21 protein-coding genes and 1 pseudogene are annotated in these 26283 nt (G+C 43.5%); 8 read left to right on the top strand and 14 right to left on the bottom strand.

The window, feature by feature from the left end:
- The first annotated feature begins 95 nt into the window (after positions 1-95).
- Together PCY11_RS05150 and PCY11_RS05145 are read left to right on the top strand one after the other, a co-directional pair.
- Positions 96-1514: a VWA domain-containing protein gene (locus tag PCY11_RS05150; protein WP_301362557.1), complete on the top strand. Its 1419-nt coding sequence runs from the start codon at positions 96-98 to the stop codon at positions 1512-1514.
- A 149-nt stretch (positions 1515-1663) separates the two neighbouring features.
- On the top strand, positions 1664-4378 hold the full coding sequence (locus PCY11_RS05145) for a DEAD/DEAH box helicase family protein (RefSeq protein ID WP_125826585.1): 2715 nt from the start codon (positions 1664-1666) through the stop codon (positions 4376-4378).
- Between the two features lie 68 nt (positions 4379-4446).
- On the opposite strand, the gene PCY11_RS05140 is transcribed toward PCY11_RS05145, so the two are convergent.
- From PCY11_RS05140 to PCY11_RS05125, 4 genes and pseudogenes are all read right to left on the bottom strand, one after another.
- Positions 4447-5070 (bottom strand): TetR/AcrR family transcriptional regulator, encoded by a 624-nt coding sequence (locus PCY11_RS05140; protein ID WP_006596535.1) that lies wholly within the window; start codon positions 5068-5070, stop codon positions 4447-4449.
- Positions 5071-5097: 27 nt separating this feature from the next.
- Positions 5098-6180, bottom strand: a complete 1083-nt coding sequence (locus PCY11_RS05135; RefSeq protein WP_006596536.1) for an ABC transporter permease — start codon at positions 6178-6180, stop codon at positions 5098-5100.
- A 1-nt stretch (position 6181) separates the two neighbouring features.
- On the bottom strand, positions 6182-6898 hold the full coding sequence (locus tag PCY11_RS05130) for an ABC transporter ATP-binding protein (RefSeq protein ID WP_049497951.1): 717 nt from the start codon (positions 6896-6898) through the stop codon (positions 6182-6184).
- 172 nt (positions 6899-7070) lie between these two features.
- Positions 7071-7178: pseudogene (locus PCY11_RS05125) on the bottom strand (helix-turn-helix domain-containing protein); the annotation flags it as partial.
- A gap of 114 nt (positions 7179-7292) precedes the next feature.
- Between PCY11_RS05125 and PCY11_RS05120 the strand changes: the two are divergent.
- Entirely contained in the window at positions 7293-8438 is a 1146-nt protein-coding gene (locus PCY11_RS05120) for a low temperature requirement protein A (RefSeq protein WP_003008695.1), read from the top strand.
- 37 nt (positions 8439-8475) lie between these two features.
- On the opposite strand, the gene PCY11_RS05115 is transcribed toward PCY11_RS05120, so the two are convergent.
- Complete coding sequence (locus PCY11_RS05115) at positions 8476-9513, bottom strand: alcohol dehydrogenase catalytic domain-containing protein (RefSeq protein WP_247919878.1); 1038 nt, start codon at positions 9511-9513, stop codon at positions 8476-8478.
- Between the two features lie 78 nt (positions 9514-9591).
- Positions 9592-10497, bottom strand: coding sequence for a cation diffusion facilitator family transporter (locus PCY11_RS05110; RefSeq protein WP_031574571.1), 906 nt, complete (start codon positions 10495-10497; stop codon positions 9592-9594).
- A 132-nt stretch (positions 10498-10629) separates the two neighbouring features.
- Between PCY11_RS05110 and PCY11_RS05105 the strand changes: the two genes are divergently transcribed.
- The 3 genes from PCY11_RS05105 to PCY11_RS05095 are packed head-to-tail and all read left to right on the top strand — an operon-like array spanning position 10630 to position 12022.
- Positions 10630-11169, top strand: coding sequence for a TetR/AcrR family transcriptional regulator (locus tag PCY11_RS05105; protein WP_301362556.1), 540 nt, complete (start codon positions 10630-10632; stop codon positions 11167-11169).
- 15 nt (positions 11170-11184) lie between these two features.
- The gene (locus PCY11_RS05100) at positions 11185-11655 is read left to right on the top strand and encodes an HXXEE domain-containing protein (RefSeq protein ID WP_301362555.1); all 471 of its coding nucleotides are present in this window, start codon (positions 11185-11187) and stop codon (positions 11653-11655) included.
- A gap of 34 nt (positions 11656-11689) precedes the next feature.
- Positions 11690-12022: a glucuronide permease gene (locus PCY11_RS05095; protein ID WP_301362554.1), complete on the top strand. Its 333-nt coding sequence runs from the start codon at positions 11690-11692 to the stop codon at positions 12020-12022.
- Between the two features lie 50 nt (positions 12023-12072).
- Here the strand turns inward: PCY11_RS05095 and PCY11_RS05090 are convergent, their stop codons facing one another.
- The 8 genes from PCY11_RS05090 to PCY11_RS05055 form a co-directional block, all read right to left on the bottom strand.
- The gene (locus PCY11_RS05090; RefSeq protein WP_301362553.1) at positions 12073-13011 is read right to left on the bottom strand and encodes an AEC family transporter; all 939 of its coding nucleotides are present in this window, start codon (positions 13009-13011) and stop codon (positions 12073-12075) included.
- A 608-nt stretch (positions 13012-13619) separates the two neighbouring features.
- Positions 13620-14420, bottom strand: coding sequence for an energy-coupling factor ABC transporter ATP-binding protein (locus PCY11_RS05085; RefSeq protein ID WP_155199861.1), 801 nt, complete (start codon positions 14418-14420; stop codon positions 13620-13622).
- Positions 14407-15243, bottom strand: coding sequence for an ABC transporter ATP-binding protein (locus PCY11_RS05080; RefSeq protein ID WP_045759846.1), 837 nt, complete (start codon positions 15241-15243; stop codon positions 14407-14409). Before PCY11_RS05080 ends, PCY11_RS05085 begins: the two co-directional genes overlap by 14 nt.
- Entirely contained in the window at positions 15219-16010 is a 792-nt protein-coding gene (locus tag PCY11_RS05075) for an energy-coupling factor transporter transmembrane component T (protein WP_171963570.1), read from the bottom strand. The genes PCY11_RS05080 and PCY11_RS05075 overlap by 25 nt, the downstream gene beginning before the upstream one ends.
- Positions 16010-16612 (bottom strand): hypothetical protein, encoded by a 603-nt coding sequence (locus PCY11_RS05070; RefSeq protein WP_021153833.1) that lies wholly within the window; start codon positions 16610-16612, stop codon positions 16010-16012. The genes PCY11_RS05075 and PCY11_RS05070 overlap by 1 nt, the downstream gene beginning before the upstream one ends.
- Before the next feature lie 332 nt (positions 16613-16944).
- A complete protein-coding gene (locus PCY11_RS05065; protein WP_301362552.1) occupies positions 16945-22344 on the bottom strand; it encodes a Cna B-type domain-containing protein in 5400 nt (1799 codons plus the stop codon).
- A 302-nt stretch (positions 22345-22646) separates the two neighbouring features.
- Positions 22647-23441 (bottom strand): acyltransferase, encoded by a 795-nt coding sequence (locus tag PCY11_RS05060; RefSeq protein ID WP_301362551.1) that lies wholly within the window; start codon positions 23439-23441, stop codon positions 22647-22649.
- 62 nt (positions 23442-23503) lie between these two features.
- Positions 23504-23692, bottom strand: coding sequence for a hypothetical protein (locus tag PCY11_RS05055; protein WP_223344859.1), 189 nt, complete (start codon positions 23690-23692; stop codon positions 23504-23506).
- Between the two features lie 118 nt (positions 23693-23810).
- Here PCY11_RS05055 and pabB point away from each other — a divergent pair, with 118 nt between their 5' ends.
- Both pabB and PCY11_RS05045 read left to right on the top strand, forming a co-directional pair.
- Entirely contained in the window at positions 23811-25538 is a 1728-nt protein-coding gene (gene pabB / locus PCY11_RS05050) for an aminodeoxychorismate synthase component I (RefSeq protein WP_301362550.1), read from the top strand.
- Positions 25538-26152: an alpha/beta fold hydrolase gene (locus PCY11_RS05045; protein ID WP_301362549.1), complete on the top strand. Its 615-nt coding sequence runs from the start codon at positions 25538-25540 to the stop codon at positions 26150-26152. Before pabB ends, PCY11_RS05045 begins: the two co-directional genes overlap by 1 nt.
- Positions 26153-26283: the final 131 nt, after the last annotated feature.

The raw sequence follows: 26283 nt of genomic DNA, 5'->3' as shown, positions 1-26283 counted from the left end.
TATAAAAGCCGGTAAAACCCTTGATTATTATACCGTTGACAAGTTTTTCAAAAACCTGTATGATAGAAAAAAGTTTATTAAAAAGGGGACGTATTTTGAAAAAATATACTATTTCACGTAAACAAACTTTAACTTTAGCTTCTGTTGTTTTAGGAACTGTCTTCACAGGAACGACTATTGCTTCTGCTGATGACGTTGCACCTGCAACAACCCAAGCTACTCCTGCAGCTACTACAGCAGCAAAATCGCCTATCACGGCTGCAACCGAAGAAATCAACGCCAAAGCCAATACACCAGTTGTTCCTGTTGATAAAGCAAAAACTGGGGATGTTATCGCTGTGGACGTTAAAAAAACTGGCCCATCTGCTAAAACAGACGGTGCAGATACAACCACTACCTCAACAGCAACCATCAAAACGACTAGCTTAGCAGATCAAGACACACCTGTTGGCACTTCAAAACCAGTCTCTTCTACCAAGACAGCTACATCCACTAAAGAAACAGCTGACTACACTGAGACAACAACTGAAACAGTCAATAAAACAACTGTGGTCGAAGTTACAAAAGAAGCCGATATCGTCAATAAAAAAGAAGTTCAAGGAACATCCGACATCGTCTTTGTCATCGACAAATCAACTTCAATGGATTCTCACATCAGGGATACGATGAAGAATGTCGAGACCTTCGTTCGCAATCTATCGGCAAAAAATATTCAAGCTCGTTTAGGATTGGTTGAATACGAAAGAGCTAGTGAAGTTAAATACCATGATTTCAATGGATCTAAGTTCACAAGTGATCCAGAAAGTTTCATTTCTGCTTTGAAAACCATTAAAACTAAAGGCTACTATGAAAATGCTACTGTTCCATTGCATCATATTGCTACTTCAGGGGACTACAACTGGGGGGCTGGGGCAAACAACCATCGCTTTGCTTTCTTGATTACAGACGAGGACATTGATCTTACAAAGGATACACCAACCAAAGAAGCGACACTGAAAGCCCTTCAAGATGCTGGTATCTCTTTGACAGTGGTTGGTGAAACACGTGAAAAAAAAGACTTTGATCCATTGGTCAATGGAACAAATGGTCTCTACCTAGATATCGACAAAAACTTTGCTAACTTGTTGAACGTTCAATTTGCCAATAAAGTCGTTGAAACTGTCCAAAAAGGTCGTGTCTTCAAAGTCCAAACAGACAAGTATGAGTTGATCTCAAAAACTCATCGTGTGGCGAAAGTAAAACCACAAACTCCTAGCATCCAAACGCCTGCAACACCGACTCCTACCCCTCAAAAACCGGCTGTTTTAACCCCTGCGAAACCGACTGTATTCACACCTGCTAAAAACGAGCCTGCCAAAACCGCAGTCTATATCGCACCTGCAGCTCTTCCTCAAAAAGAAGCAAGTCTTCCAAATACAGGAAGCAAAAACTCAATTGCTTTGACGACTCTAGGTCTTGGTCTTCTTAGCATGGGTGCTGCCTTTGGACTCTCTCGTAAAACAAAGAAAGACTAACATGAAAAGCCTAATCCGTTGATTGGGCTTTTTATCACTCAAAATTTCCCCTTTGCTATTTTCATTAGAAAGCGGAAATCTTCAACTTCTACCAAGAGATTCTTGTCCTCCGCTATGATATAATGGGGACAGTACAAGGGAGGAAACCAATGTTACAAGAACTAGCCTTTACAGGCCAATGGAGACACTATCAAAAACGCGTTCTCGATAAGAGTGACGCTTTTATGGCGGATGGCCACCTGCATTTGGTAGCAGCTCCTGGCTCTGGAAAAACAACCCTGGGAATCGAATTTATCAGACGCTTCGGCCAGCCAACCCTGATCTTGGCTCCAACGGTCACCATTCGTCAACAATGGGTCGACCGGATTATCCAGGCATTCTTGAGTGATGAAAGCCAAGCGGAGCAACTGATTTCTCAGGACCTCAAACATCCTAAGCTGATTACAGTGGCTACCTATCAGGCTCTACACAGCGCCATGAACCAAGTCGTCGGTCAATCACAAGCTGAGGATACCGATGACCAGGCAGAGATTGAAACATTTGATTTCAAAGGCTTTGATATCTTTACTACTTTCAAAGCCATCTCACTCGGAACCCTTTGTTTGGATGAGTGTCACCACTTGCGCAATGAATGGTGGAAGAGTTTGGAAGCTTTTCGTCAAGCCTTCCCAGACTTAAAGATGATCTCCCTTACCGCCACCCCGCCCTATGAAGGGGATCCTGCCCTTTGGGATCGCTATATCCGCATGTGTGGTGAGATCGATGAGGAAATTACGGTTCCCGAATTGGTCAAGGAAGATACCCTTTGTCCCCACCAAGACTATGTCTACTTTGCCTTTCCAACCAAGGAAGAGCAAGAGCAGTTGGACGCTTTTAGCCAACAAAAGAATGCTCTCTTGCAACAACTGACTTCCGATCCCCTCTTTTGCCAATACCTCCAAACCTGCCAGGCCTTATCGGGTCAGATTAGCGATGATGAATTGCTCAATGAGCCCAAGTATCTCTCTGCTACCCTGATCTTTCTTCGAAGCAAGGGAATTGACTTTCCCAAACGTTTCCAGGACCTTTTAGGAGCCAAGAAACTACCTGCTTTCACCCTGGACTGGCTTGAAATTCTCCTGCAAGGTCTGCTCTTTCAGGTGCCTCACTGGTACAATCTACCTGAGGAATACGAGAAGCAACTGCTTCATGAATTAAAAGCAGCCAGCTTGATCGATCGAAAACAAGTCAAACTGGTCCGCAACAAAAAACAAGACCTTCTACTCAACCAATCCCTCGGAAAACTTAATGCCGTCCGAGAGATTTTCAAGGCCGAATACCAGGCTCTTGGAAGCCAACTACGACAACTGGTATTAACAGACTATATTCGTCAAGATTTTGAAGTTCATCTAGGAGATAAGGACGCCCAATTTACTCAATTGGGAGTGCTCTCTTATTTCGAATCTATTCGCAGGGAAAGCTTAGAGCAAGCAACTCCTCCTGCCATCGCTGTCTTAACCGGTAGCATCGTCATCATCCCGACGGTTGCTAAGCCAAGACTAGAGGAGCTGTTAGGAGGGAATCGACTGACTTATCAAAGTGTTGGCCAATTATCTCCTGATGACTTTCTCAAGGTTCGTTTGGTCGGTTCTCAACATGATTTGGTGACAGCTGTGACCCAGCTCTTTCAAGAGGGCCTCATCCAGGTTGTTATTGGAACCAAGTCTCTTCTAGGAGAAGGCTGGGATGCTCCTTGTGTCAATTCCCTGATCCTAGCGAGCTTTGTCGGCAGCTTTATGCTCAGCAACCAAATGCGAGGCCGTGCCATCCGAGTGTGGCCTGAGGATCCAGACAAAACTAGTAACATCTGGCACCTGGTCTCCATTAATCTTTCCCTAAAGAAATGGTATGAAAAGTCCGATCTTGAAAAGGAAGAGATCGAAGCCATCACTGATCAGTTGAAAGAATACAGTCCTGATCTGGAGCTCTTAGAAAGACGGATGAAGCAATTTTTAGGTCTCCATTACAAGGGGCCCTTCATCGAATCTGGCATTGAACGTCTAGCCTTTGACAATATCCGCTATACCAAAAAACAGTTGCAAAAACTCAATGAAGAGACCTTAGAGCGCTCTACCCATCGTCAAGAACTCCGAGACGGCTGGAAATCAGCCCTGCCGATTCTGGAGAATATGGAGATTGCTAACGAGGTACAAGTGGATAAACACTTCCTGCCCCTGGCCCTATTTTTTGACGCCAGAAAGCTAGCTCGTTGGCTGACGGCCGCAGCTTTGACCGATTCTGTCGCCAACCTTTTTTACTATTCACATAGAGGCGGAGGGAATAAAGCGTCTCTAATTCTTCTATTCGTTTTAGCTGTTCTCGCTCTCCTTGCTTGGCTGCGCTACTATCTCTATAAGAGCCCTTATAAACGGTTAGAAGTCTTCGGCCAGGCTATTCACCAAGCCCTACTCCTTTCTGGCCAGATCCAGACCCAAGAAACCCGCATCCAAGTCGTACGAGACAGAAAGGATGCCATCAACACGCTGATCTATTTGAAGGGCGGAACCATGCGGGAGAAGGAACTCTTCTCGCAAACCATGATCGAATTCTTCGCACCGATTGAAAATCAGCGCTATATCCTGAAAGCACAGGAAAAGGTATCCGATCAAACAGAATATTTCGCTGTACCAAGCCTCTTTGACAAACGGAAAGAGGATGCCCAAGCCTTTGTGGAGCAAATCCGAAAGAGCCTAGGTAAGTATGACCTCGTCTATACCCGAAGTGCCGAAGGTCGCGCTATTCTCCTTGATGCGCGCATTAAGGCCTTAGCTAATAAACAAGAGCGCACCTTCACCAAGAAACAAGTGATGTCGAATTTGAAATAAAAGTTGTAAAAAACCATATTCCCATTGAAATGGAATATGGTTTTTTGGTTTGTTTCTATCAGATCCCCCTATTTCCACAAGCCACCTAAGATTTGCTTTTCGACCAAGGAAAGATCTTCATCGGTCACTTGCCCATTAGTTCCAAGAATATAGAGCTGACCAAAATAGGCAAGCAGCGGGCCAATCAGAATACGCAGGAATTGGGAAATAGTCAGATCAGGATTGATGCGAGGGTCCGCTTTCAGTTCTTGAAGGAGGTCACCAATTCTACCCTGAATGAAACTCCAAATATGTTCTTGCTCCTGCTTGATCTTTTCATTCGAAAATATCTCCTGTAACACGATTTTTAAGAGAGCTTGATTGGTTTTGAGGTAGTTCATTCGGTCATAAACGAAATAGTGAATTTTTTCCTCTGTTGTTTGAAAATTTAAGAGTTGATCCAGAAAATTTCCCAGAAGACTAGGAAGGATCGGATGTAAAATAGCCGTCAGCAACTCATCTTTGGTCTGGAAATACTTGAAGAGAGTGGCTTGGCTAAGCCCGGCATGCTCCGCAATTTGAAGGGTTGAAGTCCCATTATACCCCTTGGTCGAGATCAAATCGACGGCTGCCTGCATAATTTTCTTCTTTCCTTTGGGATAGTCTGCTCCCTCTAGATACGCTTCAAACGACTCAAAAATACTCTCGTTCATGTCCTTCCTCACATCCTCTTATTATTTTTATACCTTACGATACCGACGCAATCCGACAATATTCAGCATTGTCAAAGCGACAAGGAAAAGCAGTAAAACACCGATATTTGGCAAAATATCCCCAAGGTTACGTCCGTAAAGAATAATCTGACTCATGGCATCACCTGAGTAGGTCAAAGGCAAGAACTTCCCAATTGTTTTTGCCCATTCTCCCATTGAATCAAGAGGAATGATTCCTGAGAAAAAGAGCTGCGGCATAATCACAAGAGGAATAAATTGCATCATTTGGAATTCTGATTTGGCCAAGGTGGACAAGAGAATTCCGAAGGCGAGTGCTACAAGAGCCAATACTACATTAACTATTATAATATTTAATAAACTTCCGACAACTTCAATATTCAACAACCAGATAGCTGCTAAAACAACAACCGCTGTTTGAAGAATAGCGATGATCCCATAAGACATCATGTAACCATAGACGATTTCAGAGCGTTTAACTGGAGTGGCTAATAAGCGATCTAGGGTGCCGCTGGTGCGTTCTTTCAACAGCGCCATCCCTGAAATCAAGAAAACAAAGAAGAAAACGACAAATCCAATCAAGACTGGAATCATACTGGCAAAGAAGCCTGTATCTTCATTCCCATACTCATAAGATTCCTTAATTTCTGGTGATTTTGCATCCAGTTTCAATTGAGGAAGGGCCTGTTTAACACGAGTTAATAGTTGATTGGTGCCTTCACTGGCGATACTGGTTCGCAATACTTGACGGGTCATAGCAGTTTTCGAAGCATCTGTATTGGCATAATCTACCAGATACTCCCCGTCTTTATAAGAAATGACGGCGTCGACTTTCTCATCAGCCAAGTCTTCTTTGGCTTGATCCATGTCTTTGTAAGTTTTCACACTGACATGGTCCATATCATCCATCTTCCTTACCAAACTAGTTGGTAGATCCCGTGTTGCAAGCTTGACGTTCACGGTTGTACTAGCCGAAAACATGAGGTTCATCAACCACATGATAAATACTGGAGCCACAAACATCATGGCAAGGGTTCGTTTGTCACGAAGCAATTCTTTGATAACTTTTTTTGCAATGGCAAGGGTTCTCATCTTATTCTCCTTCTGCTTTCAAAAAGACTTCTTCAATACTTGACACACCATAATTTTCCTTGAGATTTTTTGGTGTATCAAAGGCAATGATGTTTCCACCTAACAAGAGGCCAACCTTATCTGTCAACTCTGCTTCATCCATGACATGGGTGGTGACCAAAATGCCTACACCCTTGTCTCTAAGTGTGATTAATTCCTTCCAGATTTTCTTTCGAAGAGAAGGATCGATTCCAACCGTCGGTTCGTCCAAAATCAAGAGCTGAGGATTTCCTAAAAGCGCAATCGCCAGCGACAAGCGTCGTTTCATCCCTCCGGAATAACCAGATACGGCCTTATTTAAGTGATCTGTCAGATCTACCACCTGAGCCACATGGGCAATTTCTGTTGTTAAGTCTTTTTTGGAAAGGCCTTTTAGCTGACCGAAAAATTCCAAATTTTCTTGCCCTGACAAGGCCTCATATAAAGCATCAGACTGGGCCATATAGCCAATATCTCCCAGAATATGACGATTGGGCATGGTGCGGTCTAAGACTAAAGCGATACCGCTATCTGCCTTTTCCATTCCTAACATGGTTTTAATCATGGTTGATTTACCAGCACCAGAAGGACCGATTAGACCAATGATTTCCCCAGACTGTAATTCAAAACCAACGTGGTTTAACACCAGTTGTTGACCAAAAGATTTTTGTAAATCTTGTAAATGTAGCAATGTTTTCATATGCATCCTCCTAAGTGAGTGTTTACTCACTTTTTAAGTATGAGACTATTATAGTGAGTGAACACTCACTTGCCAAGTAGAAAATTTCATTTTTTTCAGAAAAATAAAAACACCAGATGAATACATCTGGTGTTGATAATGGAAATTTCTGCTGTTAAGCTTCTGTCTGCATCTACTCGCGATACTCTGAAATAGTCTGTCCGGTCCATTTTTTAAAGGCTCGTGAGAAGGAAGACACTTCGGAGTATCCTAGTAAATAGGCTACATCAACTGTTGTCATGTAATGACAATTTGCGTCACAATGAAATTGATTGGTCTACTCCCCTTCCTTCCATCATATACTGTCATTTTTCTGATATAATAAATTGTTCAAACATCGCAGAAAGGATAACCCATGTCAAATCTTATCAAACACAAACGGGTTGAGTATAGTGAACTCTTTTATGATCTGGTCTTTGTTTACGCTATTTCCAAAACCACTGCCCTTATCCATCATCTTCACCATGGAGTCTTATCATTAGATGCCATCTTTGGTTTCCTGATGACACTTCTGGTTTTGGTCAATTCTTGGATGATTCAGACCGTCTATACCAACCGCTATGGAAAGAATTCCCTTTTCAATATGACCGTCATGTTCATCAATATGGCAATGTTGCTCTTAATCTCAAACATGATTACCAATGACTGGCAGAGCTACTTTCATACCTTCTGCTGGACAGTGGGAACCCTGACCTTAACCCTATTTCTCCAATACTTAGTAGAGTATTTGCGTAAGTCTACTACTCCAGCCAATCGAAAAAGTATCAAGGGCTTTCTTTGGATGACAGGGCTCAGGACCTTGGCTATCTACATAGCTGCACTTCTTCCGATAGATTTTGGTATCTATGTCTATATGCTAGGGATTCTCTTGACCTTCGTCATGCCTATTATCTTAACTCGACATACAAGTCTTTTTCAGATTAATCTCCCCCACCTGATTGAACGCATCTCGCTTTTAGTTATCATCACTTTTGGTGAGATGATTATGGGCCTTGCAGATTTTTTTACACTTGAAAATTTCTCTATCCACTCTATCCTTTACTTTATCATCATGGTCAACCTCTTTATGAATTACTTTGGTAAGTTTGACCATGCCATTGATGAAGAAGGAAAGAATAAGGGAATCTTCCTAATTTATAGTCACTATCCAATTTTCATCGGCTTGATTATGGTGACTGTGTCTATGAGTTTCTTGGTCAATCCAGAAGTCCATCACCATTTTGCGACTGGCTTCTTCTATACGGGTATCGGCCTCTTTCAAGCTGCTATCCTTGCAAATGGCTATTTTAACAAGAGTCACCTCAAGTATGACAAGCTCTATTATGGTTTGCAAGCAGGGATGTTCCTTATCGGACTGGTTCTCTCCCTTCTTTTCTCAGCCAATCCAACCATTGTCATTACCATCGCAACCGTGATGACTTTAGCAATGGAAGTTCACTTTATCCATTTTTATATGACCCGAACCAAGAAATTTTCAAGTCCGGATTGGGAATTGTATTAAAAAATTCTAGTAGATATTTTCTACTAGAATTTTTTCGTTAGTCCAGTACAATCATAGCCTTAATCGTCTTACGTTCATCCATATCTTTATAGGCTTGATCAATCTCATCCAAGCTATAGCTATGAGTAAAGACGCGACCTGGGTTGATGTCGCCATCAAGTACAGCCTTGAGCAAGAACTGCTTGTCATAGGTAGTAACAGAGGCTGCCCCACCTGCCACCGAAATGTTTTGGGCAAAGGTCGAACCAAGGGCACGATTATTGTAATGAGGGACACCGACAAAACCTAAACGCCCACCATTATGAAGCACCCCAAGGGCTTGATCAACAGCTGCTGCGGTACCGACACATTCGAGAGCTGCATCTGCTCCGCCTCCAAGGATTTCACGGACCTTGGCAATCCCTTCTTCACCACGCTCAGCCACAACAGCTGTCGCACCTGACTCCAAGGCCATCTGTTGGCGGTCTTCGTGGCGACTCATAAGGACGATTTGCGATGCACCACGCATCTTAGCTGCAATGACAGCACATTGGCCAACAGCACCGTCACCAATAACGACAACCTTGTCACCTTTTTGCACATTAGCTACACGCGCTGCATGATAGCCCGTCGGCATGACATCAGCCAGCGTCAAGAAGGATTTGAGCATGGCTTCTGTATAATCAGATGGTTGCCCTGGAATTTTGACAAGGGCCCAATTGGCAAAGTGGAAACGGATGTACTCTGCTTGCGCCCCGTCAGACCAGTTGGTGCCGATATGGCGGTCACACGTCCCATCATAACCAGCACGACAGGCATCACACTCCCCACAACCATGGGTGAAAGGCGCGATAACAAAGTCTCCTGGTTTAACCGTTGTAATGGCTTCTCCGATTTCTTCGACAATCCCAATGGCTTCGTGGCCACTATTTTGATGCCCTGCTTCAATATCAGGATTGCGGTAGCTCCATAGATCGGATCCACAGACACAGGTACGAACGATGCGGAGAATGACATCATCCGGTGCTTCGATGCGTGGACGTTCTACTTCTACTAGACCCACTTGCCCAGCTTTTGTATAGACTGTTTTCTTCATAGGATTAACCTACTTTCTATTGCTTACTTATCTATAGTATACACTTTTTATCGAGCTTCTGCTCATACCAACTCGTCATTAATGGTGGTGATAATCATGCCCATGACCTTGATCAACTTCCAGTTCTTCGATCTTGCGTTTATGGGCTCGGTGGGTTGCCAGGTCTTCATCAACCTCAATGGTGACGTTTTGAAAACCACAATCTTTGAGCAAGGTACGAATCGCTTCTTTACAAACCTCCATGTGGTTGACATGCTCTAAACAAACATGGACAATGGCGTTCTTTTCCAGCCCATCCATGGTCCAGAGATTGAGCTGATTGATACTAGCCACGTGCTCCAACTGCTCCAAATCACTCTTGACTTGCTGGATATCTACTCCTTCTGGCACGGCATCGAGGAAAATCCTGAGCGTGCTCCAAAAACGTGGAATGGCTTTGGACAGAATAAAGATGGAAATAGCAAGAGACAAGAGAGGATCCAGAATATACCAATCGGTAAATCGGAGAACAATAGCCATTAGGATGACAGCCACCCAACCCAGAGTATCTTCCAGAAAATGCAGGCTAAGAATGGATTCGTTCTTGGTTTGCCCCTTGCGAATGACGAGACTCGCTAGCACATTGATGCTGACGGCTATGATTCCTAGCCAGAGGATGCCCTCATCGTTGACAGGTTGTGGATGAAAGAGTTTCGTTATATTTTCTAAAATGACTAAAACGGACCCTGTCATGAGAATCACTGCAGTTACCATAGCCCCTAAAAGGCTAAAGCGCTTGTAGCCCAAGGTATAGTGGCTGTCTTCTTCACGATTGGAAATACTCTCCAGAAAGGCGGAGATCCCAATAGCAATCGCATCTCCCAAGTCATGGACCGAATCCGCAAGGACTGCGCTAGATCCAAAAATCCCTCCTGCAATAAACTCAACAATGGCATAACTCAAATTCAAGAAAAAAGCGATCCAGACCGCATGTTTTGTCTTCATAATCCTATTTCCTTTGTTATAATAGATTCATGAACATCATGTTCATTATCATTATCTAACATTCACAACAGAAAGGATAGGGGCAAACCGTTTAGGGTGTACGTTACTGAACAGTTTGTTCTAAGTGTCCATATGACAGCACAGGATCGTCGCATCACCAAAACTCGAAAAGCTATCTATCAGGCTTTCTTACACTTACTCAACCAAAAAGACTACGAGGCCATCACGGTTCAAGAAATCATAGACCTTGCTGATGTGGGGCGCTCGACCTTTTACAGTCATTACGAGAGCAAGGAATTACTACTGGATGAACTCTGCCAAAAGCTCTTTCACCATCTCTTTGAGCGTGCTGAACACCTCTCTCCACAAGACTACCTGGCTCATATCTTCCAGCATTTCAAAAAAAATCAAGACCATGTGACTAGTCTCTTGCTCTCTAAAAATGATTATTTTATCCGGCAACTGCGAAAAGAACTAGAACACGATGTCTACCCAATGGTAGCCGACGAACTCATCCAATCGTACCCTAACATTCCTCACTCCTATCTCAAGCACCTTGTCGTTACTAACTTCATTGAAACCCTCAGCTGGTGGTTGAAAAAAGGCAAGTCCTACACCGAACAAGAAGTGACCCAGTTTTATTTGGAGATTTTAAAAGTGGGGTCGAACTAGAAAGGAGTATTTTCAATGACCAGCGTACAATTTTACTTTCTATTTCCATCACTCTTCATGCTTCACGAACTGGAAGAAATCGTTTGGATGCCATCCTTTGTCAAAAAAATATCAATCCAGTATCCAAACAATCGAATCCTATCTTATTACACTCCTTTTGCTTTCAATGCCATTGTCTTGGAGCAATTTCTGATCCTAATAACGTCGCTATATCTTAGTTACCAGTTTAACAACTATAGCATTTACGCAAGCATCATAATCGCTTATATCTACCATGTGTTAGGACATCTGATTCAGACAGTCGTTATTCGAAAATATGTGCCTGGATTGTTGACGGGCATTTTAACGAGTTTGTTTGCTCTTTGCAATCTCAAAAATGAATTTCCAATTAAACTTTATGGTTACTCTCTTTTTACCTTATTGGTTATTATTTTAAATCTTGTAGTATCATTTATGATTCTTCATAAAATCAGTCATAAAAAATAGTACTCAGGCAATCATATCTTAGAAAGGAAACCCTATGTTCTTCCCCATTCTTCTCGGCTTTTTTACAGCCCTCTTTGCCCTTGTTTTTGCTCTTCTTCACTTATTGGCTTCTCTTTCTGAAGTTAAAAAAGGGAATCACACTCTAGGAAATACATTTCTCCTCATCGGAAGTAGCCTTGCGACCTTATCTCTCATCCTCTACTTCTTTTTACCGATTGTCTCTCTAGTCCTTTGGATAATCGGCTGTGGTTTGATTTGCTACGGGGCCTATTGGAATGGAAAACACAAAGGAAACTTCCACCCAGTCCACCACATGATTCGGATGGGCATCGCTCTGGTGATTACAATTTTATTAGCTCTCATATAAGAAAAGCTCAGGTTTTCAGAATAAACTTGAGCTTTTGTAGTTTCTATTTGTTAAGCCATCAACAGCATGAGAATAGGGATCACCACCATGGTTGCAAGGGTCGTCTCTGTCACCATGACGGCTGCATAATCACTATCAGCTCCGTAAAGTCTCGCAACGACTGGCGCATTGGTCATCACAGGCATAGCGGACTGGATGATAAAGACTTGCTTCATCAAGCTTGGAAGAGGTGCCCAGTAAACAATGGTCGCCATCAAAAGGGGGGCAACCACGAAGCGACCTAACAGAATTAAGAATTGGTCTTTTTTCAGAGTCAGTTGCTTTAGTCCTGCATTGGACACTGATAAACCAATAAATATCATGGATAAAGGAGTTGTTAAATTTCCCAGATACTGCAAATCACTGGCTAAAAAGGTAGGGAGCTTGATATGAAGGATCACCAAGACTAGCCCTAAGAGAAAGCCCATGAGAGGAGGAGAAAAGACTTTTTTCAGACTGGTTTTGAGATCAAACTGCGCTTCTCCTTCGCCATCTCGCTGGATCAGGTAGGTCCCCAAGGTCCAGAAAAAGGTCGTATTGCACATGTAATAGATCAAAACATAGGGAATGCTGGCATCCCCGAAAAGGGCCTGGTTGATGGGGAGCCCCACAAAAATCGTATTGGAATTAAAAAACATGGAAATAAAGAGGCCACGGCGGTCCTGCCTCACTGCAAAGATCCTTGCTACTGCTGTCGCGATGCCAAGTAAAATGACCATAGACAGGGCAGGAAACCGCAAGGCTGGCAACATTATAAGTAGATCCGCTGCTGTGAAGCGCTGCGTGATAGTGTAGAGCATATAGCAGGGAAGAGCAACTTGAGTGACCAATTTAGCGAGTAGGCCACGTGACTTGTCATCAAACCAGCCTTTTTCACCAATGACAAAGCCCACTAAAATCATGCCCAGGATGACGAGAATCCCCGATATGCTCCTCAAAAAGATGTCCATGTTCTCTCCTTTTCTTTTTTAAATTTGAACTAAAAAAATCATTTTTTACAAGGCTCAAAAACTACTCTAGTATATCACAAAAAGAGGTGGGGCAACATGCCCAACCTCATGTATTTTATTAATTGTCACTAATACCCCTTCTTAGCAGCTTTCGTCCATTGGTACCAACCAACTAGACTGTTGATAAGGTAAATAAAGAAAAACCAATAAAATGGTGGGGACTATGGCGAAAATAGATGATTCAGTTAAAAAAAAGTTCCAGAATTGCGATTTAAAGGATTCACGGATGAATGGGAACAGCGTAAGTTGGGAGACGAAGTTCGAATAGTGATGGGACAGTCTCCTAATTCAGAAAATTATACTGATGATCCTAATGGGCGCAAAAAATGCGAAGACCTATGAAGACCTATTTTGTATTAGTCAAACAAAAGATCCAAAAAAAATGGTATATGATTATGACCATGAAACAAAGTAAAATCAAACCGAGTGATCTGAGGAAGCACCCGATCATCATGAAACGTTATTAAACACAAAAGTCACCCATGTGAGTTCTTGCCAGAAGCTGAAGTTAATCCTTCAACCTGGAAAACCCGCAGAGGTGACTTTTTCTATACATCTCGATTTTTCTGGCAATAATCATTAACCGATAAATATGTCTGTGAATCACCCAGCGACTCCGCTATGTCCATAATCCGCGGTGGTAGTAATCCCACTCGCTGGACAAGTTCGTGATCGCTGAATAATTCCCGTGGACTGCCGGCGAAGCCAAACTTCCCGTGTTCCATAACATACACCGACTCAAACTCGGTGGCGACCCAATCCATGTCATGGGTGATGGTCACAACTTGGTGGCCCGAATCAGCCAACTGATGGAAAATTGCGGTCAACTTGCGCCGGCTTTCCCAATCAAGCGACATCATCGGCTCATCAAATAAATAAATCGCCGGATCCACTGCCAAAACTGTGGCAACGCTTAACAGCTTGCGTTCCGACAATGACAGGTCATATGGACTTTCAGCTGTTTTATCATCCAAGCCAACTCTTTTTAGAGCCGCTAAAGCCCGCCTCGTAATCGTGTCGTGGTCATCCATGACCTGCGCGACACTCCACTCCACCTCTCGTTGAACGGTCGGGTTGAAAAGCTGATCGTCAGGATTCTGAAAAGTAATCCCAACCTTCAGTAACTTTTCGACTGGTTTAAGATCATTAAAATTTTCTCCATCGATCTTAATCACACCGGTTTGTGGTGTCAGCAAGCCCGTCAACAATTTGAAGAGCGTTGATTTGCCGGCACCATTTTGGCCGACAATCGCCACCATCGGATCGGCGAAGAGTTTGTCTTCAACATCCAAGCTAAAGGACCGTTCCGGATAAGTGAACGTCAGGTGGTTCAGTTCAATTGTGGACATAACAAACCTCCTTCAGTTCAGCGTCATTCACCGGATACCGGCCATCAGCCAAGTGCCAATCCATTTTTTGAGCAAGTTGCTGGATTGTCGGGGCTGGAATCTGCCAGTCAGCTTCCAAATGATTAAACACCTCACCCGGCCTGCCCTGGGCTACCATTTGACCCTCGTGCAGCACCCACACAACGTCGGCGACTTCGCACAAATCGTCAATTTCACTGGTGACAATGAAGACAGTCGTCTCTTTGACTTGGGCCAGCCATTGGAAAAATTGTCGGCGGCCAAGGGGATCCATCTGACTGGTCGGATCATCCATAATCAAAACAGCCGGGTTAGCCGCAATCGCCGTGGCAATTGCCAACCGCTGGCTCTGACCACCGGAAAGGCTTTCGGGACGCAAATTCAGCTGTTCAATCAGCCCCATTTGCGTTGCAACTTCTTCAACCCGTTTTTGAATCAGTCCTTCAGCCATTCCCTGATTAATCAAGTCAAAGGCGATTTCATCGGCAACCGTGTCTGCCAACCCGCTTAGTTGGCCAGCTGGATTTTGCAGTACAACTCCATTCATGGCATTATAAACGGGCCAATTGTCGGACACTCGCTGGCCAAACATGTGCCAGTCGCCCTCAATCTCAGCAGACACCATTTTGGGAATGACCCCTGCCAGCACACGGCACAAAGTCGATTTGCCGGAGTGGCTATTCCCGATAATCCCAACCACCTGGCCGGTATGAACCTCCGCGTTAATCTGACGCAGTTGTGGTTGCTCAGTACCCGGATAACGGGTGGTCAAATTTTCAATTACAATCCGTTTATCTTCGTCCATATCTTCCACCCAATCAATAAAATTGCCAATCCAGTCAGACCAATGTGCAGCGTCCGCGACAGGCGATACACGCGCTGGGAGGTTCTGACAGTCCGGTTGGGATTATCAAAACCTCTCAGTTGGAGAGAAATCGACCGCGCCATCGATTGATCCAAGGTCTTAATCACCAATGGAATTAGAACCGGCAGGACTGACTTTAATTTCTGAATCAACGTTTTTTGCGGATTGGTTCCGCGAACTTTTTGTGCCTGCTGGATTTTCCGCATATTGCGCATCATTTCCGGCAAAATATAACACACCGACATCAGAACGTAGACGGTTTTATAAGACAATCCGGACAGTTCCAAATAGGCCGCGTTTTCTGAAATACTCGTGGTCACCATAAAAAAGCCACTGGTCAAAATAATCACCAATACTCGACAACCCAGAGTGGTGGCGTAAATCAGGCCTTCTTTGTAGAACGACACCCCAAGCACAGAAAACAGCACAGTTTGATTCCGACTGTAAAATAATCCTTGGATGATCAGCATGGTGCAAATCAGAAACAAGCTGAATCCCAGCGCCTTAAAGATGGTAGAACTCAATTTGGAAAATAACAATAGCAGTGTTGCGACAAGAATTAATCCGGCCTGAAGTAATAAATTCATACTGGCAAAGCTCAACAACGTCATGTCCAAGATGAACAAGAGCTTAGTAATCGGATCGATCACCTGGTACCACTTGAGCTTGACCCGTGGCGCTCCAGAAATCAATGTTTGATCAGTCATCATTTATCACCGCTAAAGAAGTGCACCATCCGCTTCGGCAGCTGACGATAGATGAAGAATGCCAGGTAGGCCACGCAGACTTTATCCAAAATATCCAAGACAAACTCATCGGTAAATGAGGCCAGCCACACTGGTGCATGATTGGCGACCATTACCGCAAACAATGAGTCACCCCAAGCGATACCGGTCTGACCACCCCAAAAGATGACGTTGAGTGGCGTTGAAATGACAGCTGAAACGATGGCAATAATAATAGCAGAAACAAATACTCGTCGCGCTGACGAGAACCACCCATTGGCGTGCAAAACTCCGACAGCAATCCCAATTCCGATGCTGGTAATCGCATACACGGTTGAAATTGGCGATAAGGTCAGCCCATAGATCACGTTGTTGATGAAACCACTGATGGCACCGGCAACCGGCCCAGCCAACATGCTGGCAAGAAAGGTTCCCAAAGACCCCAGCCAAACGGGCAACTTTAACCCCTCCGCCAAGGCTTTGGCAACATAGTTAATCCCCACGGCAGCGGGAATCAAAGTCATGGTGGCAGCACTTAACTTAAATTTCCACATACTGGTACGATGAATCGGTTCTGTTTTCATAATCTTCTCCTTTTGTTTTTAAAGAGCCGTGTCTGTTTAGACTTTCGGACGCAACGCTCTATAGATTTTCGATTTGAACCGCTTCTCCTTTCACAGATCCCTTAGTCGACATCAGGGATTTTCTTGAAAATGATTGTTCAACAGTTCACAACTAATCATACTCCGATTTTCATAGAAGTCAAGAATTTCCTGAAATTTTTTTGGAAACGTTCGGGAATTGAAAAATAGAGCAAGCGCCCATGAGAATGATCGCAAGACAATTATAAGAGGCCACTATAAAAAAACAAACACCATCTCTGGTGTTTGTTTCATTTTATAAAGGAAGCACTAGCTTATTTTTTCTTTTTCTTCAAAATATAAGCTGCAATGCTTGCCAAGACAAAGGCTAAAACTAGGCTAATAATGGAGATGGTCGTACCTGTATTTGGTAAGAATCCTAAGATTTTGCCTGGTTTTTTTGGCTCAGGTTGGCTTGGTTTTTTAGGCTCAGGTTGACCCGGCTTTTTAGGTTCAGATGAACTTGGAGGAGTTGGTTGTTTTGGAGTTTCTTTTGGAACATGCTTGTTAGTAATCACAACATTTCCTTTACCATCCTCGTCGTTACGAGCTTCATAGCCCTTTGGAACACTGACTTCTCTTACTGTATAAGTGATGGTGTTTCCATTTGCTTTTTCATCTAAATCTGCAAAGGTATGGGTCCACTTGTTTTCAGCTGACAATTCTACTTCTTGACCGACTTTTTGATCATTGGCATAGAGTTGAACGCGAATACTCTTCGGACGAATTCCATCCTTGTCATTCTCATCATCCCACTTCTTAGTGACCGTGACGCTTGTCTTACCAGGTGCATGGGTATTGGTAATAGTATAAGCAGCCTGATCAATTGTAGTCGTATATTCAGCTACCTTCTCTTCTTGAAGAGTATAGACGATTTCTTTTCCATCCTTGAATTTTGGTAGACCTGTGAAGCTTTCTTTCCAATCTGTCGCATTGGTGAGTTCTTTTTGAGCAACTTTTTCACCATTGGCAAGAAGATTCACCACGATACTTGTTGGACGAAGACCATCCTGATTGGCTTGGTCATTCCAAATCTTAGTCACTGGAATATCGGTCACCGCTGGCGTATGCGTATTGGTCAAGATCGTGTGAGCAGCGTCAGAAGTATCAGCAGTGACTTGGTAGCCTTCAGGAACAGCGACTTCTTCCACACGGTAGCTGATAGCTTGACCAGCTTTCTTTTCAGCTAATTTGCTAAAGGTATGAGTCCACTGATTGTCCGCTGACAACTCAACTGGATCTCCTACTTTTTCATCACCAGCATAGAGTTGAACCTTAATGGATTTTGGACGAAGACCATCTTGGTTGTTGGCATCTTCCCATTTCTTCGTTACTTTCATCTCTGTAAGAGCCGGTTCATGCGTATTGGTCAAGACGATATTAGCCTTGTCCTTATCATTTACCGTCACCTTGTAACCATCTGGAACAGCGACTTCTTTCACCGTGTAAGTGATTGCTTTTCCAGCTTCCTTGGCATCAAGGTTTTCAAATGCACCTTTCCAGTCATTCGCGGCTGAAAGTTCTACCACTTGATCCGTTGCAAGGCCATCTTTGTACAATTGAACTTGAATGCTGGCTGGACGGAGACCATCTTGGTCGTCTCCATCTTCCCACTTCTTGCTCACTTCTACTTTGGTCTTTTCTGGTTCGTGCGTGTTGGTCACGACTACTTGACCTGGGTTGCTTGCTTCGACGGCTTGTGTGTAGCCTTCTGGAACATTGATTTCTTTGACTGTATAGTTGATAACTTGGCCAGCTTTCTTCTCATCTAGGTTTGAGAAGGTATGGGTCCATTTGTTATCTGCTGACAATTCAACAGCCTTACCAACCTTTTGATCACCAGCATACAATTGAACCTTGATTGTTTTTGGACGAAGGCCATCTTGGTTATTGGCATCCTTCCAGTTTTTCGTAACAGTCAGGCTTGTCTTACCTGGTTTGTAAGTATTGGTAATTGTAGTGCCATCAATCTTAGTGGTGTAATTGTCCACTTTGTCTTCTGTCACTGTGTAGACAACTTTTTGTCCATCTTTATAGACTGGTAGATCTGAGAAGGTATGAGTCCATTCATCTCCTTCACCAGTCAGATCAAGAGCTTGAACCTCTGTTCCATTTGCCAAGAGGTGAACTTTGATGGTAGATGGGCGAAGACCATCTTGGTTTTGTGCATCATCCCAGACTTTCTTGACTGTAACCGTCGTGGTCTCAGGAGTGCGCTTGTTAGTGATGGTGGCTTTTCCATCTGTGAAGCTAGCTTCTTCTGTATCGACCGTATAATGAGTCGGAACTTTCACTTCCTTAACAGTGTAAGTATTGAGCTTGCCATCACTGTCTTTATCTGGAAGATTCGTAAAGTGGGCTTTCCAGTCTGTTGCGGCTGAAACCGTGACTGGTTTTCCTTGAGCTTTGCCATTCTTATAGAGTTGGAATTCCACACTTTCTGGGCGAAGCCCTTCTTGGTTGTCTTGGTCATCCCAAACTTTTGAAGCTTCAAGATCAATATACTTGATATCTGCTTCATTAGCGATCTCAACTGGGACTGCTTTTGATCCAACCGCTTTTCCATCCACCGTGACGTGGTAAATTTGTTTGTCCGCATCATAGGTGACAATCACGGCATGTTCTGTTTCATCCAACTTATAGTTTGCAGGTGCTTTGCTTTCTTTGAGCGTATAGGTTCCTTCTGTTAAGGTGTTAAAGGAAAGTTCTCCATTTTTATCAGAAGTTGCCGTCGCAACAACCGCACCATTCGCATCAGTTAAGGTAAATTCAGCGCCTTCAAGGACTTTCTTCGGATCATCCTTGTCTACCTTCTTGACTTGGAAAGCAGCCGAGAAGATTTGTGCAGTTACGGTATTAGACTCACGATTTCCTTCGTGACCTTTCGCCTTGTAACCAAACTGGTTATGAGCTTGAACAAGACCGGAACGACCGCCGTTGTCTTCATTATCTTTGGTGCGTTTTTGCATCAAGGCCTTGACTTCATCGGTCAATTCACTTGGATTCACGACTGGGACACCAAAGCTGGCTTCACCACGCGCAGGAATCGTAGTACCAGCATTTGCAACTAACTTGATTCCTGTTACTTGACTGTAATCAGACACAGCTGTCGTCCAGATATCCTTGTCAGCAGCCTGTGCCATGGTATCTGTCGTAACGCTTGTATCAGTTGTATAGTAGACCGTCCATCCTTCTGGAGCAGTTACTGGTCCACGAAGACTAACCGTATATTCTGTCATTCGACCAGATCCATCTAAAGTGTTGACATCTTTGACTTTTGGCAATATATCATAGATGACTCCATCTTCTACTGCCTTATCCGTATTATTTTTAATGGTGAGTTTGTAGTTAAAGGTTTCACCTGGTTTGAAGGTACGTGTCACAATCGAAGCGTCTGACAGGTCATCATTTTTAGCAATGTATTTCCGTGCATAGATTCCCTCAGCAGCCACAATTGTATAGTTTGATTGGGCATATGGAATCTTATCTGTTGTTGAACCATTCCCATTCAGATCGTAAACGTCTTCCGTTACCCGATCAGGGTTGGCATTTTCAAGATCGTGGATGCCGTTTCCAGCGACATAGACTTTATTTGTGAAGGTACCACCATCATCTTTCCCTTTCAGATCAGCCACGATAAACGGTAGACGCACGCGATTAAGATCTTTAAGAGAAGCTTTAATAAACTCTTTTTGATCCAAATGCATGATGAGAGCTGTCCGTCCAGAATTGTGGTAGTTTTCAATGACATCGTAGCTCTTTAAGAATTTCATACCTTTTTCATTAGAGGCAAGGTTTCTTTCAAAATCTTTATAGTCGACTTTAAGGGTATTTGGATCATACAGATCAATGATTCGCAGGTCTCCATAATCCTTATCAGGATCCAAGACCACTTTGGTTGCCATCAAACCAAAACGAATATTTTGTCCATCAGTATAACGAACATTATTATAATCCGTCGTTTTTGAAATCTCAAAGCTTTCCTTCAAAGGAATCAGCTTAAAGGTCCAATTTGATGTTTGGTCTTTTGCAACATTTGATTGTGTTTGATAAGTGACACGACCCGTATTCTTGAATTCATTCTTGGTCGCATCATTTTCATCGTAACGAGTCTTTTCTGGATCTTTGAAGCTTGTATAGGTATTGAGGCGAATTCCTTGACCAGATTGAAGGACAAAGTCATCCTTCATTTCCATCCGCCAACCGACAACTGTTCCATACTTGGTTAAATCGATCAAGCCATTGCCGTCTTTATCGGTTTCTGGCTGAATTTCTTTTTTACTACCATCGTCCAAAGTAAGGATCAAGCGTTTCACATATTTGCTAACAAACTCGCCATTTCCATAATTCCCTTGCATGAGACGAGCGTAATCAATTTTGGTAAATTTTAACCGAGAGTCCACTGTCTCATCATAGAAAACAAAATTCTTTTGTGGTGAAGGAGTTTTGTTATCAAAAGCGATGATCCACTTATAGTTTGCTGCTTTATATTCAGTTGAATCATAGACATCACCATCTGCTTTTTTGGCAAAACTTCCAGCCCCTTCCAGGTCACGAGAAGTCAAGCGGAAAATGAGAGAATCTTCAGCTGTAATATCTGGTTCTCCCTCTCCACGGTTAGCAGGGATCCCAACAACACTACCTGCATTTGTCAAATCCTTACTGAGAACATCCTTCAGCGTTTGATCCTTCTCTAATACCAAATCCGGGAATTTCAAGTAGAGGTAACTTGAATTCTTGATTTGAGTCATCAGATCTATGTGATACGTTGCTGGATTATCATTTGCTACGGCTGTAAATGTCTTCGAAACCGTTCCATCTCCATTGTCTACCCAACCTTCAGACTTAGCTGTATCTAGAACTGCTGTCCGGGTATTGCCATTTTTATCTGTATAGGTTGGTAACTTATCGGTGATGGTTGCTGACTCCAATTGACGGTATTGACCTTCATACTGTCCTTGCATTCCCTCCAATTGAAATGCAAATGGGACAGATGATGGCGTTTCAATATAATTTTTCCCGTCAGCCCCTTTGACCACTCCAGGCATGGCTTCCGCATAGTCCTTGGACATGGCTTCATTCAAGTTTTGGTTGATATACTTGGTCAAACGGTAGTCATTGTACTTGGGTTTCCAAATGATATCATTGAGCTTCGTTTCTTGCCCATTGATATTCAATGTTCCTGTAATATCCAATGAATAATTTGTTGGTGCATAACCAAGCTTAAATTTTCCAATAAAAGGTAAAGTCAGGACCTCTGACTTTTGGTAATTGTTAAAGTGAAGTGTGACTTGATAATCATCTCCAACTTTTGTAACCGTTGGTTTGTCATGCTCTGAAGCACTATTGAAGTCAGGGAAACTAACTTCTCGTAAGTACTTTCCAGGAACCTTCAAGGTCACCGTTACTTCATTAATATCCGTTGTCAAATTCTTAGGGGTGATCTGGATATAACCAGACATGGTATCCCCTGTGTAATAGGACATCCCATCTGGATGGTTCTGTTTATCCCCATACATAAGGGTAACATCCAAGGCCCCATTATCCCCGACTGCTAGCTCATTGGCAAAGGCTGTGATCGCCCCTTGACCAAGCTGGCCTAGCATCATGAAAATTGTTAAAATGGCAAAACCTTTTTTCAAAAAGTCTTTCCATAATGAACGAAGCTTTTTCATGTCTTATCTCCTTTACTTTTGTTAGCCTTCCAAAAGGCCCTCCCTTTAATTTTATCACTTATTTTTTAAAATATCCTTTGCTTTTCAAATTAAATCATCACTATTCAATAATATAGACATTATTTGCAATGATGTCTATATTATAAATCACTATCTGGTACTGATTTCCCCTTTCTTCTATCCAAGGGCAAGAAAATAAAACATTTATAAACAAGGAAGAGCAGTCTGCCAATTCTTATTCTTCCTTGATTTTCTTCATACAAAAAAACTCAAACACATCTGCTTGAGTTTTGTACACCCTACTATTGGTTGGTTATTTTATCTAACTCTTCACCATTTGAAGGAATCTTTTGTTTTTCCCTTCTCTCTCGTACCCACAGCATGGCCACTCCAAAGAGATGACTGCCAAACAAGGCAGTCACAAAAATCAGCTTGCCCCTGTCTGGATAAGAGAGAGGGAGGCTGCTAAAGCCATAGCGAGCCCACTCGATAAAGATCGGATGCGAAAAGTAAAGAGCTATACTCATTTGCTTTAAATACTGTAAATCATAGCTTTTCAAAAAGGACGATCGCAGGCAGGCATTGACCAAATAAACGGTCACAAAAGGAAGAAGAAAGAAAAAGTTCTTATCAATTCCTTCGTGTTGAAAAATGATGATGCCTTCGAGGCAGAGCAAACCAAAGGCAAGTGCTAGCTTTTGCCAACGGTGAATTCTAAAAGTTTGTGCATGAAAATGGTCATACAGATAATAACCCATATAGATAAAAATGGGCGTGTAAAAGAGACCATTTCGCGCTGTAAAAAATAAATTGCTGTAGAGCTGGTAACCCTTAAGAAGACTTGTGGTGTCCAGATAAGCCGAATAGGTCTCGATCAAGCCCCAGCAGTAAAGAAGAAAAGTGATCACCCCCGTCCAAACCATACCTAGGCGTTTGACCAATTGATTGACCAAAAACAAGCCCAGTAAAAAAGCAGGAATATACCAGAGTTGGTAGCACATTCCCAAGTAGACCAGAGCAATCAAGATTCCTGCTGGAAAGAGATAAACAGGAAGGAGAAAAAGAGCCAGGCATAAGGGAGGTAAACGAAACTCCAAAACAAATAGGTTTTTACGATTTTGACCAGATAGGCCTTCATTTTCTGAGAATTCCCTAGGGATTATTTGAGGAAAAAGCTGGCACAGACGATAAAAAATGGAACCGCTAGCCGGCCGAGCATACTCTTGAGACCAAAATGCAGTGGCTCATAGGAGGTCAAGCGACCACTATGCACCAAAATCACTGCAATCGCAAAGAGGTATTGAAAAAAGCTGATACTAGAGGTGTTATAGAGGGGATTCTTTTGCATGGTCCTACTCCTTGCCCAAAGCAGTTTCTATGGTTATTTTAGCATGAAAGGGAAGGCCAATCAAGGAATCTTGCATCCTTATCTACCTTTTTTCCTCTATTTTTGATATACTCAAAGCATGCATAAACAAACGATTATTGATTTTAAAGAGCTTGGTTTGCGCTACCTTTTCACCAAGCCCATAAAAGAATTAAAAACCAGAGACCTCGACCAAGTAGAGGCACTTCTTAAAGAAGTGGAAACTTACCAGGAGGCTGGTTTTTATGCTGTCGGCTATGTCAGCTATGAGGCAGCACCTGCATTTGAGAAAAAATTAGCTGTCCACCCTGCTCCTCTCATGGGAGAGTATCTCCTCTACTTCACTATCCACCAGGAGGTTGAAACCCTTCCTTTCCCAGAGGACTATGAAGCAGTGGACCTGCCAGCCAATTGGAAGGAAGAGGTCGAGGCTCCCGCTTACCAAGAAGCCATCAAGACTATCCATCACCACATCCGCCAGGGGGATACCTATCAGGTCAACTACACCGTCCAGCTTTCTCAAGAGCTAGAGGCGGATCCTCTCGCCATCTACAACCGACTAGTGGTAGAGCAGAAAGCTCATTACAATGCCTTCATCCAACATGATGATGTAGCCATCCTCTCCATTAGCCCTGAGCTCTTTTTTGAGCAAGACGACCGGCTACTGACCACTCGCCCTATGAAGGGAACGACACGCCGCGGGCTTACCAACCAAGCGGATCTCAAAGAGGCTGCTTGGCTAGAAGCCGATCCAAAAAATCGAGCAGAAAACATGATGATCGTCGACCTCCTCCGCAATGACATGAACCGGATTTCGGAGATTGGAAGTGAGCAGGTGACCCATCTCTGCCAAGTCGAGCAATACTCCACCGTTTGGCAGATGACCTCGACCATTGAAAGTCACTTACGAGCTGAGATCGACCTGGTCCAAACCTTCCGAGCTCTCTTTCCTTGTGGCTCGATTACAGGAGCACCAAAGATCTCCACTATGGAAATCATCCAAAAGACGGAGAAGGCTCCTCGAGGTGTCTACTGTGGAACGATCGGCATCCTTCTTCCAAAAGGGAAACGGATTTTTAATGTGGCCATCCGGACCCTTCAAATGCAGGGGGATCAAGCCATCTATGGCGTGGGAGGAGGCATCACTTGGGATAGCAAATGGGAAGGTGAATACCAGGAAACCAAGCAAAAATCGGCTGTCCTCTACCGACAAGAGTCTCACTTTGAGCTCCTGACGACCGGCCGCATCCACCAAGGAGAGTTGACTTTCTTAGACCAACATTTAACACGCTTGAGGGAAGCTAGTCGCTACTTTGCCTATCCTTATGATGAGTCGAAGCTCCTGAAAGAACTTCAAGAAGAGCTTGCTCATTTGGAGTCCAACCTTGATTATCGTTGTCGGATTGCCTTGCAAAAAAACGGGACCTTCCACCTAGAGATCACGGAGCTGACAGACTTGCCAGCTAGCTATCTACAGGCCCAACTGACCGAGCAGAAGCTTGATTTAGCGACGCCATTTACTTATTTCAAAACGAGTCAGAGAGACCATCTCAACCAGTCAGATCACGAGCAAATTTTCCATCTGCCAGACGGAACCTTGCTAGAGACGACGATTGGCAATCTGGTGCTGGAGATAGAGGGACAACTCTATACCCCACCAGCTCACCTCCCCTTACTCGATGGCATTTATCGGCGCCATCTTCTTGAGACCCAGCAGGTGGAAGAAAAACTCTTGACTCTGAACGATTTAACAGACGCTGATCGTATTTATGCCTGCAATGCTCTTCGTGGTCTCTACGAACTCGATTTTCAAAGAAAGGATTCCTGATGAAACTTATTTTTTTACATGGACTAGGGCAAGATGTCCTCTCTTGGCAAGGAGTCCAATTTGCACTTTCACCCTTGCACTCCAAAACTTTTGATATTTTCTCCCATCCAAAAGAAAGCTATCAGGAAGTCAAAGAAAGGTTGATGGAGCGCCTCCAGCAAGAAAGCGAACCCTTTATTCTGGTAGGACTCTCACTAGGTGGCGTGCTCGCTCTTGATCTCTCCAGACAAGACTTCCCGCAACTCAAGGGCTTGGTCCTTGCAGGAACTCAATACAAACTCAACACCAACCCCCTCTATCGGCTCCAGATTCTCCTTTTTCGTCTGCTTCCCAAGCATGTCTTTGAAAAACAAGATGCCAATAAACAACAGATGCTTCAAATCTTGACCGAATTAAAAGGGCTCAATTTAACCGATACCGTTAAAGTTTGCCCTCTTCCTAGCTTGGTGATTTGTGGTAGCAAAGATTGGGCCAATCAATCTTCTTCTAAAAAATTGGCCAAGCTCCTGCCAAAAGGCCGCTATCAAGAAATCGCAGACGGAGGCCATCTACTCAATACCGAGAAACCCTATGAACTCGCGCAAGCCATCAAGGAGTTTGTCGCTGAATTTTAAAATGAAGAGGCTGGGACAAAAGTCCTAGCCTCTCAATTATTTTTGGATTGTCGAGCAAGACGCAGTGGTTGAGTGGGCTCTACTACGCTGATTTCATCAGCTTTTACAGCCCTACTCAACTGTGCGGAGGT

Origin of the sequence: Streptococcus sp. SP8, assembly GCF_030440045.1 — a bacterium.
Taxonomy (GTDB): domain Bacteria; phylum Bacillota; class Bacilli; order Lactobacillales; family Streptococcaceae; genus Streptococcus; species Streptococcus parasanguinis_I.
The sequence above is the reverse complement of the archived record's forward strand: the minus strand, read 5'-3'. Positions and strand labels throughout refer to the sequence as shown.